We start from the raw sequence: 13,723 nt of genomic DNA on the forward strand, positions 1-13,723 counted from the left end.
CTGATCGCCAGTCTAAATATCTCCCAAATTTGTCAAGAAAAGCTCGCTTGGAACCATCTCGACCTGCTTTTCTCTAAGAACACAAGGAAAGTAGCATAATGAAGTGGGAGGTATTGAACAGTCTCATCGAAACCATGTGAATGCCAAGATGAGAAAAATCTTGACGAATACGAGCATATTGTTGTCCTAGGAAATTATGGTCTAGTTGGTAGATGTTTCAGCAGTAACATTATCAATCAACTAGCGTTGGACAATAATTACTGGATCATTTGAAAGCTACAACAGAAAAAATAAAGATAAAAGGAGTCCTTTAGTGGAAAAAATGATGCTACTGGGCGACGAAGCCCTTGCGCAGGGTGCTTTGGATGCCGGAATCTCCGGTTTCTATGGTTATCCGGGCACACCCTCAACCGAGATTATTGAATACGCTCAAAAATCTAAACAAGCCCTCGAAGACAAAGTTCACCGTACTTGGTCTTCGAATGAGAAAACAGCCTATGAATCAGCTCTGGGCATGAGCTATGCCGGCAAACGAGCAATGGTAACCATGAAGCATGTCGGTTTGAATGTTGCCGCAGACCCATTCATGAATTCAGCAATGACCGGAGCACACGGCGGGCTCATTATTGCTGTTGCGGACGATCCCTCCATGCATTCATCGCAAAATGAGCAAGACTCCCGCAATTACGGTCATTCCGCCATGATACCCATATTGGAACCTTCCAACCAACAAGAATGTTATGATATGGCTTTCTACGGATTTGAACTGTCCGAAAAGTATCATATTCCCGTTTTGCTCCGCCTCACCACTCGTCTCTCACACTCACGCAGCGGGATTCAAAGAAGAGAACGCAAAGCTCAAAACACTGTAAACAAACCTGAAGATATCTTTCAGTTTATGCTGTTACCGGCTATTGCACGTAAGAAATACAAGAAACTGATCTCCTTACAGGAGAAATTTGATACTGAAGCTCTGAATAGTCCCTTCAACAACTACAAATTGGATGCAAAAGATTTCAGCAAGGGTATTGTTACTACGGGGCTTGCCTATAACTATCTGCGAGAAGTCTTTGGCGATTCTCCCATTCCGTTCCCTGTGTATAAGATATGCCAATATCCAGCTCCGGTTACCAAGATTCAGGAACTCTACAATAAATGTGACAGCCTGTATTTCTTCGAAGAAGGAATGCCAGTGTTGGAAGAGCTCTGCAAAGGGATGGCTTGCGAGGGTCAAAAACCAATTCACGGCAGATTGGACGGCACCTTGGACCGCGATGGCGAATTGAATCCGAACAAAGTGGCAAAAGCTTTAGGTATGCCCGAAAAATATGGCTCAGATATACCGGAGATCGTAGTTGGCCGTCCGCCTGCCCTCTGCGTTGGTTGCCCTCATGCGGACAGTTTTCTGGCCTTGAATGAGGCCATCAAAGAGTATGGCAGAGGCCATGTTTTCGGCGATATCGGCTGTTATACTCTGGGCTTTATGCCTCCTTACAATGCGATCAATTCCTGTGTGGACATGGGAGCTTCCATCACCATGGCAAAGGGAGCAGCAGACAGCGGACTTTTCCCCGCCATTGCCGTGATCGGAGACAGCACATTTACTCATAGTGGAATGACAGGATTGATGGATTGTATTTACGATAAGACAAACGTCGTGATTGTGATCCTGGACAATAGCACTACCGGTATGACCGGAGGTCAGGAATACACCGCTTTTGGCAGATTGGAAGAGATATGCTTGGGGCTTGGAGTGGTAAAAGAACACATTCGCACCTTCTTCCCCTTTGTGAAGAATCACGAAGAAATGATTCGCATCTACAAAGAAGAGATTGCCTACGAAGGTGTATCTGTGATTATTCCTCGTCGTGAATGCGTACAAACTCTGAAAAGAAAGAACAAAAGGGAGTCCTGAGATGAAGAAAGATATTATTCTTGCCGGAGTTGGTGGACAGGGTATCCTGACCATCGCGACCATCCTGGGTAATGCAGCTCTAAACAGAGGTTGGCAGTTGAAACAAGCTGAGGTTCACGGAATGAGTCAACGTGGTGGCGACGTACAAAGCCATTTACGTTTGTCGGACAGCACTATTCACAGTGATCTGATCACAATGGGCGATGCGGATATGATCCTCTCTGTGGAACCAATGGAGAGTTTACGCTACCTGCCTTTCCTCTCGAAAGACGGGTGGATCATCACAAACTCAAAGCCCTTCATCAATATTCCCAATTATCCCGATCCCGAAGTAGTGTACAATGCCATTAAAACAGTAAAAAACAACGTTCTTTTCGATGCTGATCAGATAGCCAAAGACATTAAAGCCCCTCGTGCGATGAATATCATAGTATTGGGTGCAGCTATTAAGCATCTGGGCTTTTCTGAGACGGAAATTGTGGAAAGCATAAAAAGCATCTTTAGCCGTAAAGGTGAATCTATCGTGGAATCCAATATCAATGCTCTGCAAGCCGGAATGGCAATAAGCTGAGGATTGAAGATATCTATCAAGCCCGTAGAAAGATAATCTACGGGCTTTATTCTCCGCATAAAGCATTTGACAAAAATCCCACGGTACAGAGCATGGGATAATCGGGGTATATCCCCCACAGGAGTGTTATCGTGAATATCATAAACAACAAAACCGGCTGGATAGAAGTAATCTGCGGGAGTATGTTTAGCGGAAAAACCGAAGAGCTGATTCGCCGTGTCCGCAGAGCCGAATATGCCAAACAACAGGTTCTTGTATTCAAACCATCCATCGATAATCGCTACGATAGCGAAAGCATCGTATCACATTCAAACATGAAGGCACCATCCATCCCAATCAATGAAGTCTCCGAGATCTATTCATATCTACAGGAAGACACGCAGATAGTTGCCATCGATGAAGCTCAATTCTTCGATGAGTCCATTGTAGGCATCTGCAACGACCTTGCAGATCAAGGATATCGGGTAATCGTAGCTGGCCTGGATCAGGATTACAAGGGTAGCCCCTTTGGCAGTATGCCGCAGTTGCTGGCCATAGCCGAATACGTTACCAAGAACCTTGCAATCTGCGTGCATTGCGGTAATCCCGCCAATCGGACTCAAAGAACCGTTCACAAGGAAGAACAAATCCTAGTGGGCTCCACCGATGCTTATGAAGCCCGCTGCCGCAATTGCCACGAGGTTCTGGATTGATGATTTACAGCCCGCAAGTGCTCATTGTGCTCTTGATTATTAGGATGATAGACATCTACAATATGGTAATTTTCGCACGTGTAATTGCCAGTTGGCTGGTTCAAAATCCCTATAATCCCATTTATCGCTTCTTGTTTTCCATGACGGAACCCATTTTGGCACCTCTTCGCAGAGTGATGCCAAACATGGGCCTTGATTTTTCGCCAATTGTGGCTTATCTTCTCTTAAACATCCTGCAAAGGATACTGGCAAGTTTTATTTAGCAGGAGGAATCTAAATGCCACTTTTTCCTTTAGATATCAGACATCAGGAGTTTTCCGGACAAATGTTCGGATACAACAAAAAAGAAGTACGTGCGTTTTTGGATCAGATCGCTAATGAACTGGAAGAGTTGCTTAAAAAACAAGAGCGGGAATTGGCTCGCCGCGAACAAAAACAGTATGAGATAACTCAGGAAGCAGTTACCGCTAATACCGCGGTGGAAGACCTCAAGCGCAGAGAAGAGCTGATTAGCCGTACTTTGGTGTTTGCCGAAAAGACTAAGGCAGACATCATTGCAAACGCCCGCAAAGAAGCTGAAAACATCATTCATGAAGCAGAATTGAAAGCCAAACGCGCCATCAATGAAGCCAAACAACATCTTAGCGTTTTGGAGCACCAGTATCTCTCAATTAAGGAACAAAAACGCCAGTTTCTCATGCAATTCAGAGTCGAGCTTCAGAGCTTTCAGGATAGGATCAGTAAGGATCCTTTGCTTAGCAAGGATACCGAACAGCTTATGGACGGCGAATTTAAACAGATCAAAGAAGAAATCGTTCCGAACAAACCTGCTGGGGAAAGCAGATGAACTATCGCGATACCGCAGAGTGGCTCACGCATAAATTGACTGAACGACCCCTTCTCGCTGTCATTTTGGGCACCGGTCTCAGCGATATGGCCGAAACTTTTGAGATAATCCAAACAATTCCATATGACGAGATCCCTGGATTTGTGATGAGTACTGCCCCATCTCACAAAGGCAACCTGATCCTCGCAAGAAGTGAAGGCAAAACGATTCTGCTTCTACAAGGGAGATTCCATTATTATGAAGGTTATTCGATGCCTCAGGTAGTGTTTCCCACCAGAGTAGTTGCCGCTATGGGATTAAAGACACTTGTGGTCACCAATGCTGCCGGAAGTCTGCGTAAGTCTCTGTCTCCTGGATCCATAGTTCAAATAACGGATCATATCAATTGCATGGGAACCAATCCCTTGATCGGCAAGAATGATGATAAACTGGGTGAACGCTTCCCCTCTATGAACGATCTCTACGATCCTGATTATCGAAGACTCTGCGACGAAATTGCTGCTTCACATGATATTGAAACCCATAAGGGAGTATATGTGGCAGTGTGTGGACCCAGCCTGGAAACCAAAGCCGAATGCGCTGCCTTTGCTGGTATGGGAGCAGATCTAGTAGGAATGTCCACGGTTCCCGAAGTTCTCGCAGCGCGTCATGCAGGCATGCGTGTAATCGCTTACTCCATTGTAACAAACTATAGCAACCTCTTTCACAGTGAAGCTCATTCGCAAGAAGAGATCCGTCAAAACGCTGCTGTTGCCTCCCAAAATCTAAAGCAGATCATATCTGGCTTTATTGCATCGTTATGATATTTTCATTGACACACTTGTGCCCTTATTTTACCATGAAATATTGAAATATATGAGAGTAAAGATTAGGAGAATCTAATGGCCAGGAAAACACTTACTACCGACAAACTGCAATACTTTGAAGAGCTTATCCGTAATGAACTCAATGAAAGTGTGCAGTACATCGAGAATATAAACAAAGAACAGAGCGTTGGCGCTCGCGAGAGTAGTGGCGATCTTTCCAGCTATGCTTATCATCAGGCAGACCAGGGTTCAGATACGAATTATATGGAACACACTGTAAAAATGATGGAAAGCGAGAGAGAAAAAATCCGTTTATTGAACGATGCCATGCGCCGCATCCAGGACGGCACCTTCGGTGTCTGCGAAATGTGCGGTGAACTGATTCCTGATACACGTTTGCAGATCCTCCCCTATGCTACACTCTGCATAGATTGCAAGGAAAAGATGGAAGAGAAAAAGAGGAAGCAAAGACGCTGAACCAGCATGACAAAATTGAAGACTTCTCCCGCCTACCTGATCATGCTTATAATCCTTGTGGCAGATCAGCTTACAAAGCTATTAATAAGGATCAACCTGGATTTACATCATAGTATTCCCATATTTTCCAATATCTTTGGGGATACTTTTATGCTCACTCATGTGAACAATACCGGTGCCGCCTTCAGCATTGGCTTTTCCAGTGATGTTACCAACCGGATATTCTTTATAGTAACTACACTTTTGGCCATTATCTTGATCCTCTACCTGCTATACCAAAGCACTCACCGCATACAGGTAATAGCTTTTGGGCTGGTAATGGGCGGAGCCTTGGGAAATCTTTTCGACAGAATTTTTCGAGGTGGAGTTACAGATTTTATCGACGTGGACTTTCCGGATTTCATAATGCAGAGATTCCCCATTTTCAACATTGCAGACAGTGCGATCTTTATCGCTGTATGTCTGCTGATTATCGATATGCTTCTTATCAAGGACGCTCAAGCTGTAGAGGCTGATGATTGTTCGGAACAAATCCATGAAGAGATTCATACCAAGGAGATATAAATGAAAGGTATAGTTCTTAGTGTTTTAATCCTGACTTTTACGGTCGGAATCATGGCAGATGTATTGACCTGTTATGATGTTCAATATACTACGAATACCAACGGCAATTCACCCTACAAGGATCAAACTGTTACTGTAGGCGCTGTAGTAAGCGCATTAATCCCGAATACCGGTTTGTACCTCAGCGATCCTGAAGGCGGACCATGGAGTGGTCTCTACGTCTACGGAAGAAATGCCGCTGCAGCATTGGCCATAGGAGATTTTGTAAATATTACCGGAGAGATCATGGAGTACTCCGGCCTTACAGAGATGAGCCTGCCCGATACTTGGGAAATCATATCCAGCAGTAATCCTATCCCCGAGGCAATAGACCTCAGCACTGCTGAAGTACCTTACAACAATAATATTTCTGAGCAGTGGGAAGGCGTATTGGTTAGCATATACGATCTCACTGTAGTTTCAACTCCCGATACTTACGGCCAATGGAGAGTCTCCAGCGGCAGCGCTCAATCCATGATTGACGACGTTATGTACCGCCCTACTTCAATCAACGTCGGCGATACCTGGTACAGGATTTCCGGAATTGTGGATCAACATACCAGTGCTGGATATAAAATAAATCCTCGCAGTGCGCAAGACATGGTAAAAGAAGACAACATTGATAATTCTCAGATTACTGTATCCTCCGTAGCTAATGCCGCTATCGGTGAAAGCCATGTTCTGAATGTGGAGACTACTCATATTAGCCAGGAATGGAATGTTCAATCCTATGCTATGAGTTTGCAATACGATGCCAATTCCCTTGAATTTGAAGATGTGATCATCGACAGTACACTTACACTGAGTCAACCCACCATATCTCATTTAGGTATCGGTGAGCTGAAAATCATGTATCAAGCTGCTGAACAGATGATCTCTACTTCTCCCGCTGTACTTCTAAAGTTGAAGTTCAAAGTAAAAAGTTATGGTAACCTTGAAGTTGCCATCACCGAATTCATGTATAATGATATCGTACTTAGCAGTCTAAATTCGGGCATAATCAACGTAAAAATCACTGAGAACAAAGCTCACCTTTCCATCTCCGGATCCGTTACTGGGAAAAACAGCTTCAATCCCTCCATGAATGAGAAGATCAAGATCGAATACGGAACCAAACTTGGTTTTATGGCCAAAGCAATTGTGCGCATTTACGACGCTCAAGGGCGTTTAGTCGCAACTCCTGTAAACAAAAACTTCAACAGCCCCACTGGATTCGAGAATATTATGTGGGATGGACGCGACAGCAACATGAAGCGGCTTGAACCAGGCTTGTATTACTGCCATGCTGAGATCAGCAACAGAGAAACCAGCAAAAGATACTCAACGGTACAACCTATCGTGATTAAAACACGTTTGAAATGAGGGAGATAAGCATGAAAAAGATACTACTATTAACACTGATCCTGATTCCCTGTGCCATGCTTCTGGCAGTTTTTGATGATTATCAACCTTCCGCTCGTGCCCGCGGTTTTGGGGGAGCCTTCACTGGAGTTGCCGACGATGTAAATACTATGTTTTACAATCCTGCCGGACTGGCAGATACCCATTACGAAGCCAAGATTGGTTTTTCTCAGCTTAACGGTGAAAAGTTTTCTGAGTACAAAACCATAGCAATAGGCCTCTCTCTTCCCAAGCGTCTTGGTACTATGGGCGCCGGTGTTCGCATGATGGATGTGGATTATGAGGATTTTACCCTGTATCGGGATCAGATCTATACTCTCAGTCATGCCTTCACCCTGCAAAAGGATATTCATTCCACCATCAACGTTGGATATAACCTCAATTACTATAACTTGCGCTTTGACGACGATGACGATACTGATGATGCTTTTGGGCTTGATCTTGGCGTTACAGCACTCTTACACACCCGTACAAAGCTTGGTTTTGCAGTTACTAACCTCACAAAATCCAAGATGGGCTTCGAGAATCAGATTGATCTTCCCAGCAAACTAGCCTTGGGCATATCCTACATCCCCTACGATGGAGTTACGACTACTGTAGAAGTGAAGAAGGATTTTGCCGAAACCACAGAGTTTATGGGCGGTGTGGAAGCCAGAATCTTCGATCCCCTGTATATTCGCGCCGGTGTACATCAAAATCCCGCTACATATTCTGCTGGAGCTACCTTTGTGTTGGAAGGAGTATCTTTGGATTACTCCTTTACCATGCATTCTGTACTGTCACCCACTCATTACATAAACTTAGGCTACAATTTCTAAAGGAGATATTATGGCAACTAGCTTCAGACGTTTTTTCCCCGCATACTTACCGCTATTGTTAGAAATCTTCAGACACTTCAAAAGAGATTTGAACCACAATGGAAACATCCGAAAAACTGACCACAATTCCGAAAAGATGGCTACCATAGAACATCTGCTAGTACGCTTGGAAAAGAAGATCCAATTCAACCGCGAAACATATGAGAAGATAGCCCGACGGATATACATCTGGCTTACGATAAACAGTATTATTCTCATAGCTATCGGGGTGAAGATCTTCTTCTATTGAGCCAGTATTCAGCCTTAATATACATACAGGTTTCTCTTTAGGGAAGCCTGTATTTTTATGCTTAGCGGTAGCACTATGTCAATAGAGCCTTTTATTCCTTTGGGACCATGACCAATTACTAATGGATTATATCTTGGTTTTGATTATGAAGTGTTCTATAAAAGATAGTGCCACAAGTATCTACAGAAAACGTACAAGGCATCTTCGATAAAGGTTTGACAAAGAAGATGGAAATAATATTTTGGAATTCATGAAAGAAGTAAGATCAGTTAAAGACCTGTATCAGAATGCGAACTACTGCCAGTCATGTGGCGGACGACTTGAGCTAAAGGAAGATCGGGAAGGCAAGCTTCGCGGCATCTGCCCTACTTGTGGCTTTATCCTGTATAAGAATCCCATCCCTGCTGTAGCAATATTCGCTTTGAATGATAACAGCGAACTCCTCCTGGTAAAACGTCTCTACGAACCAAGAGCCGGAATGTGGGCATTACCCAGCGGTTATATAGAGATCAATATGAGTCCCCAAGAAAACGCTATTTCAGAGATGGAAGAAGAAACAGGGCTACTGGGAGAAGTAGATCACTTCATCGATTGGTATTATGGTTATAGTCCCATCTATCTCAGAACTCTCAGTTTGGGCTTCAGAATGAGAATAATCGGTGGAGAGCTACATGCCGGCGATGATGCGGAAGACACCAGATTCTTCCAACTGGACAAACTACCCCCAATAGCTTTTGACGCACATAGGCATTATATCAAACTGGAAACAGGCATCAATGCCCGCTAAGGAGGTTCCCTTGAAGCTTAGATACTTTGCCCATGCTTCCTTCCAGATTATTACTGATGAAGGGATAAGTATCATTATCGATCCTTGGTTGGATCAGAATTCTCTATCTCCAGTGAAGTCAAATGAAATAAAAGCAAACTATATACTGCTGTCACATGCCCATGGTGATCATTGCAGTGATGCTTTGAAGATTGCAGATAAGAATGCTTTAGTAGTAGCTGTATCTGAGCTGGCAGGTTACTACAAAGCAGCCGGATGTAAGACACACGCCATGCAGATTGGTGGTGCTTTCCAATTCGATTTTGGCTCTGTGAGATTCGTAAAAGCGGAACATGGCAGCATGACTCCTGATGGCAGATATGGGGGACTTGCCGCCGGAATAATCGTGACCATCGATGGGATATCAATATACCACATGGGAGACACAGGCTTGTTTGGAGACATCAGATTGATCGCTGAAATGCACAAAATTGACTATCTGCTTGTACCCATCGGCGGCAATTATACCATGGATCCTGCGGACGCAGCTATCGCCTGTTCCTGGCTGAAACCCCGCCTCGCCATTCCCATGCATTACAACACTTTCCCGCTAATAAAGCAAGATCCCGCACATTTTGCAGAGCTTTGCAAAGTGCACGGGATCATAGTGAAGATAATGCAACCAGGAGAGACAATCAACCTTTAAGCGCGTCCAAAGCCGCCTGATAGTTGGGCTCATGTACAATGTCATCGACCAGCTCGGTATATACTACCTTGCCTTGATCATCGATTACTACTACTGCACGAGCTAATAAACCTGCCATAGAACCGTCCATGATCTCCAGGCCATAGTCCTTGCCAAAATTCCGGTCTCGCATCTCAGATAGCGTATAAACCCTGTCTATACCTTCTGCTCCACAGAATCTCCCCAAAGCAAAGGGTAAATCTCTGGATATTCCCAATACAACCGTATTTTCCAGTGCTGCTGCTTCAGCGTTGAATTTGCGGACGCTTGTAGCACACACACCAGTATCGATGGAAGGATATATGTTCAATAGTATCTTCTTCCCCTTATATTGATCCAAACTAACGTCCGTCAGATCCCCGGCAGTTAGCACAAAATTCTTTGCGATCGTTCCCGGTTTGGGCATCTCCCCTATTGTGTTGATTGGATTGCCTTTTAGTTTTATTTTAGCCATTGTATTACCTCGTTTGTTTGATATTCTACTTATATGATAGGCATTTTGTCCAGAAATGCAAATCCATTATTAATCCGATCCGGATGATCCTTGCATCCCCTGTTTGCCAACCAGAGATCAAGCAGATATAATCGTGTGATAAAGCAGTGCTCACTCGATGATAACGGGATGATATCTACTTCAGACCTCGATAACTTAAAGGGACTGTGCTGTTCTTAGGCTTTAGTGAGCTTGATCCGTAACAAATCCTGTGCCATTTTATCATTCAAGTTTGCGTTCGAAAAAACAATGAATATTGGATCAAGGATATCTCCGGCTTTGCAAAGCTCTCTACTATATACCATATTGCGCGCCATGAGATATTGTGCTTTTACAGTAAACGCTGAGTGCCCGTATAAATCGGACATTACATTCATGCTGATCTTCTCATTGCGAATTCTGCTCACAGCGTAGTTTCCTTGCGGATAGCAGGCGTATTCTGATTTACGATACTCTTGCCAATTCCCATGTTCATCCAAGAAGCCGAATACTGCGTCAGGAAGCACATTTTTGCTGTTTACAAAGATGTATTGATAGAAGGATTCGTATCCTGTACGTTTGGGCCAGGAGACGATTTCCACACTGTTCAGCAGAACAGGAATTCCTGGCATTGTAAGGAACAATGACCTGTATCTTGCTCCCTTGAGGAACTCAATCTCTTCTATTGCGGTTTCCCAGCTAAGTCCCTGCCACAGATTTTGATACTGATCATAATAATCAGCTCTCTGCAGAACGTGCTTTTCACGCAGCAGCTTGGCTTCATTCATGGAGCTTGGCATCATAAACAATCCCCCCACAAAGGGATTTCTACCGGCTCTGGGGCCGAAGTCTGGTTCTGCGGACTCTAGGCATTCAATAACATCCATTTTCAAGCTTGATATAAGAGGGAATCTATTGTCTTTTGCAGCACTAAAGCTGAGTGAGCCATTATTGATAGTGATCTCAGACGCGCCTTCATGTGTATCTATGGTGCCAACACTATTTAGAATCAAGCGTTTACAATCCAGATCGAAATATGGGAAACGCAGCTTTGCATCCAGAATACTAAGTCCCGCATTATCCAGGGGCAAGCTGTGGATGGTATCTTCCGTTGCGGAAGCTGAATAGTTTTGAGAGGGAATTTCCAGAGTATGCTCCAAACTCAATTTATGGTGATGCACTGGCTTGAGAGCAATTACATCCGGAAATATCGGATTGTGATTGTTGCTTATCACATCAACGCTATTGTAATGAGCAGGAGAATCAAAGCTCTTTCCCATTACGAAATTCCTAAATGCCCCAGCAGATTGGAAGAGATTGTGATACACTCTGATCGCAGGACTCTTCATATCCATTGTAGATTTGATATCTGCAAGAGCTACATCCAATAGCAGGAAGTTGTATTCAAAGGAAAGATTCCAGCCTTTATGCCAAGTAAGGCAGTGTGTGTTGTCACTGCTCTGTTTAGCAAAAATCCAGGGTTCGGATATTGAATTGGGATCGAAATCATCCAAAGTTAACTGATCGCAATCTGTAAGCATACTTATCACTTCAGAATTCTGCATAAACTTGCATTCCTTGATGTAAAAAGATATTCTTTGCCGCAAATTCAAGTCCATTGCATCATCAGGTATATTCTGAAACTTGAAAACAAGATCCAATTCACCGGAAGGAAACAATGTGAAAACCTTGGAAAACTTTAATCCGATGTGTTTTCTGCTCTCATAGAATACTTCCATACTTGCAGAGTCTCCGGATTGGCTATAGCAAATCCTCTCAGGGTCTTGTTCTTCAAATTCGCCGCTATATGGCTGCCCAAAATCACAGGGGGAGTATCTTGTAGTAGTGGGTTTCTGGTCGGAGTAAAAATATGCCCAATTATTCTGATTTTTTAGCGGCATTTTCACATAGCTGTTAGCGGCTATGATAAAGGCATCGCTTTTTGTGCCTTTTGCATCACATCCCCGGTTTGTAAGTATCGGTGTGCTTTCATGTGTGAAATATTGCTGTTCTGTGGAATCCTGAGTTTTAACTTTCACCTCTATTTCAGGATTGTAGACTGCGGAGCCGCTTGTTTGATATCGGAGAGTATAGGTTTGTTTCTCTCGAGCGTTCAGGCTTATCTCAAGTACCTTTGTTTGGATTTGTACTTTATCATCATCGGGAAAGATCAATCTGAAACTTGCTGGGACTTCCAACATACTCTCCACATTCAAGTACATATATTGATCCGTATCAGTTTGAACCGGTCCATAGCTCAGTAGTTTGATATCGAGAGGTTGGAATATTTCCTGAGATATACCCAAGACTACTGACTTGCCTGCTACGCATAGTTTTGTCTTAATTGCAGGTAGTACTTCCCATTCGCTGGTTGCTCCGTCAAAAAAGAGCGGAGTGTATTCAGCATCTATTGTTCTTGATGGTTCGGCTTTAGCGTTAAGTTTCAGCTTATAATCGATGAGTTCGTTGTCTTCACTTTTCAATGAGAAATCGTTGTAATCGGGACTAAAACTCTCATAATGGAATTTTATAGAGTATTTTAAACCAAAAACTACTTTTGCTCTGTTTGCTTTACAACTGATGTGAAAATCCGGGCTATGGATCTCCACAATCTCCCTTGATCCTTTTTCTACGACCACTTTCAAGCTTTTTCCATCTTTCTGCCAAAGGTAGGAGTAATATGTGAAACCGTTTTCCTTCTCTCCGTCAGTAATGATCGACAGATCTCGTACCTGGTCTTTATACCAGTTAAAATAGTCAAAATATGGGGCCAACAATTCATGACTAATGATTCCAGGGAGATAGTTCAACAGATAAGTGCTGGGATTTTGCATCTCTTGCCAGAAGAAACCACATTTTTTGTATAATGGTATAGCTTTAGTGTTTCCCGGCCATGTAAACAGGCTTAGCACCGGAATCTTGAGTTCTAGTGTTTTATATACACAGGCGTGAAGTAGTTTCTTGCCAATTCCACAACCGTGATAATCTGGTAGAACGTTCAGCATACAAATATGAGTCTGTTTCTTTGCTTCACACAAGATATCCACATATCCCAATACCTGATCTTTATACAGGGCTACATATTGTGCCACAGCTGAGCTGTTTGCCTGTTCTGAGATAACCTGCTCTGTGCTGTAGTTGAACACCATACCATTCCATTCTGAACTGCTATTGTTCCACATTTCCGCTAATCCCGCGGCATGCTTTGGTTCATATTCACAAATAACAATGTCATCGTAATTCAGTTTCATTCCTTCTCCATAAACAGTGATTACTTGAGTATGCTACTTAATTCGTAACGATGTCAACTGTCAATATGTT

The 13,723-nt window shown here is 43.5% G+C and carries 15 protein-coding genes; 13 read left to right on the forward strand and 2 right to left on the reverse strand.

Features of this window, described 5'->3' with window-relative positions; all coding sequences use genetic code 11:
* Positions 1 to 313 precede the first annotated feature (313 nt).
* From PHF32_02415 to PHF32_02475, 13 genes are all read left to right on the forward strand, one after another.
* On the forward strand, positions 314 to 1,915 hold the full coding sequence (locus PHF32_02415; GenBank protein MDD4559583.1) for a thiamine pyrophosphate-dependent enzyme: 1,602 nt from the start codon (positions 314 to 316) through the stop codon (positions 1,913 to 1,915).
* A gap of 1 nt (position 1,916) precedes the next feature.
* Entirely contained in the window at positions 1,917 to 2,486 is a 570-nt protein-coding gene (locus PHF32_02420) for an indolepyruvate oxidoreductase subunit beta (GenBank protein MDD4559584.1), read from the forward strand.
* Positions 2,487 to 2,614: 128 nt separating this feature from the next.
* The gene (locus PHF32_02425) at positions 2,615 to 3,178 is read left to right on the forward strand and encodes a thymidine kinase (protein ID MDD4559585.1); all 564 of its coding nucleotides are present in this window, start codon (positions 2,615 to 2,617) and stop codon (positions 3,176 to 3,178) included.
* Positions 3,178 to 3,441, forward strand: a complete 264-nt coding sequence (locus tag PHF32_02430; GenBank protein MDD4559586.1) for a YggT family protein — start codon at positions 3,178 to 3,180, stop codon at positions 3,439 to 3,441. The genes PHF32_02425 and PHF32_02430 overlap by 1 nt, the downstream gene beginning before the upstream one ends.
* A gap of 14 nt (positions 3,442 to 3,455) precedes the next feature.
* Positions 3,456 to 4,025: a DivIVA domain-containing protein gene (locus tag PHF32_02435; GenBank protein ID MDD4559587.1), complete on the forward strand. Its 570-nt coding sequence runs from the start codon at positions 3,456 to 3,458 to the stop codon at positions 4,023 to 4,025.
* Positions 4,022 to 4,828, forward strand: a complete 807-nt coding sequence (locus tag PHF32_02440) for a purine-nucleoside phosphorylase (protein MDD4559588.1) — start codon at positions 4,022 to 4,024, stop codon at positions 4,826 to 4,828. The genes PHF32_02435 and PHF32_02440 overlap by 4 nt, the downstream gene beginning before the upstream one ends.
* 78 nt (positions 4,829 to 4,906) lie before the next feature.
* Positions 4,907 to 5,308 carry a TraR/DksA C4-type zinc finger protein gene (locus tag PHF32_02445; GenBank protein ID MDD4559589.1) on the forward strand — a complete coding sequence of 134 codons (402 nt, stop codon included), beginning with the start codon at positions 4,907 to 4,909 and terminating at the stop codon, positions 5,306 to 5,308.
* 6 nt (positions 5,309 to 5,314) lie between these two features.
* A complete protein-coding gene (gene lspA, locus PHF32_02450) occupies positions 5,315 to 5,872 on the forward strand; it encodes a signal peptidase II (GenBank protein ID MDD4559590.1) in 558 nt (185 codons plus the stop codon).
* The gene (locus PHF32_02455) at positions 5,873 to 7,273 is read left to right on the forward strand and encodes a cohesin domain-containing protein (GenBank protein ID MDD4559591.1); all 1,401 of its coding nucleotides are present in this window, start codon (positions 5,873 to 5,875) and stop codon (positions 7,271 to 7,273) included. It abuts the gene before it with no gap.
* A gap of 11 nt (positions 7,274 to 7,284) precedes the next feature.
* On the forward strand, positions 7,285 to 8,130 hold the full coding sequence (locus tag PHF32_02460; protein MDD4559592.1) for a hypothetical protein: 846 nt from the start codon (positions 7,285 to 7,287) through the stop codon (positions 8,128 to 8,130).
* 10 nt (positions 8,131 to 8,140) lie between these two features.
* The gene (locus tag PHF32_02465; GenBank protein MDD4559593.1) at positions 8,141 to 8,419 is read left to right on the forward strand and encodes a hypothetical protein; all 279 of its coding nucleotides are present in this window, start codon (positions 8,141 to 8,143) and stop codon (positions 8,417 to 8,419) included.
* Positions 8,420 to 8,669: 250 nt separating this feature from the next.
* Positions 8,670 to 9,206, forward strand: a complete 537-nt coding sequence (locus PHF32_02470) for an NUDIX hydrolase (GenBank protein ID MDD4559594.1) — start codon at positions 8,670 to 8,672, stop codon at positions 9,204 to 9,206.
* A 10-nt stretch (positions 9,207 to 9,216) separates the two neighbouring features.
* Complete coding sequence (locus tag PHF32_02475; protein ID MDD4559595.1) at positions 9,217 to 9,891, forward strand: metal-dependent hydrolase; 675 nt, start codon at positions 9,217 to 9,219, stop codon at positions 9,889 to 9,891.
* On the opposite strand, the gene tpx is transcribed toward PHF32_02475, so the two are convergent.
* Together tpx and PHF32_02485 are read right to left on the reverse strand one after the other, a co-directional pair.
* Positions 9,881 to 10,384, reverse strand: coding sequence for a thiol peroxidase (gene tpx, locus PHF32_02480; GenBank protein MDD4559596.1), 504 nt, complete (start codon positions 10,382 to 10,384; stop codon positions 9,881 to 9,883). The genes PHF32_02475 and tpx overlap by 11 nt on opposite strands.
* A gap of 215 nt (positions 10,385 to 10,599) precedes the next feature.
* Positions 10,600 to 13,653 (reverse strand): GNAT family N-acetyltransferase, encoded by a 3,054-nt coding sequence (locus PHF32_02485; GenBank protein ID MDD4559597.1) that lies wholly within the window; start codon positions 13,651 to 13,653, stop codon positions 10,600 to 10,602.
* Positions 13,654 to 13,723: the final 70 nt, after the last annotated feature.

The sequence above is a fragment of the Candidatus Cloacimonadota bacterium genome (genome assembly GCA_028706475.1).
GTDB lineage: Bacteria > Cloacimonadota > Cloacimonadia > Cloacimonadales > Cloacimonadaceae > UBA5456.

Excerpts from the sequence above, each read along its gene's own strand:
- PHF32_02420 (MDD4559584.1), top strand. The coding sequence starts at position 1,917 with ATGAAGAAAGATATTATTCTTGCCGGAGTTGGTGGACAGGGTATCCTG.
- PHF32_02430 (MDD4559586.1), top strand. The coding sequence starts at position 3,178 with ATGATTTACAGCCCGCAAGTGCTCATTGTGCTCTTGATTATTAGGATG.
- PHF32_02435 (MDD4559587.1), top strand. The coding sequence starts at position 3,456 with ATGCCACTTTTTCCTTTAGATATCAGACATCAGGAGTTTTCCGGACAA.
- PHF32_02440 (MDD4559588.1), top strand. The coding sequence starts at position 4,022 with ATGAACTATCGCGATACCGCAGAGTGGCTCACGCATAAATTGACTGAA.
- PHF32_02445 (MDD4559589.1), top strand. The coding sequence starts at position 4,907 with ATGGCCAGGAAAACACTTACTACCGACAAACTGCAATACTTTGAAGAG.
- lspA (MDD4559590.1), top strand. The coding sequence starts at position 5,315 with ATGACAAAATTGAAGACTTCTCCCGCCTACCTGATCATGCTTATAATC.
- PHF32_02455 (MDD4559591.1), top strand. The coding sequence starts at position 5,873 with ATGAAAGGTATAGTTCTTAGTGTTTTAATCCTGACTTTTACGGTCGGA.
- PHF32_02460 (MDD4559592.1), top strand. The coding sequence starts at position 7,285 with ATGAAAAAGATACTACTATTAACACTGATCCTGATTCCCTGTGCCATG.
- PHF32_02465 (MDD4559593.1), top strand. The coding sequence starts at position 8,141 with ATGGCAACTAGCTTCAGACGTTTTTTCCCCGCATACTTACCGCTATTG.
- PHF32_02470 (MDD4559594.1), top strand. The coding sequence starts at position 8,670 with ATGAAAGAAGTAAGATCAGTTAAAGACCTGTATCAGAATGCGAACTAC.
- tpx (MDD4559596.1), bottom strand. The coding sequence starts at position 10,384 with ATGGCTAAAATAAAACTAAAAGGCAATCCAATCAACACAATAGGGGAG.
- PHF32_02485 (MDD4559597.1), bottom strand. The coding sequence starts at position 13,653 with ATGAAACTGAATTACGATGACATTGTTATTTGTGAATATGAACCAAAG.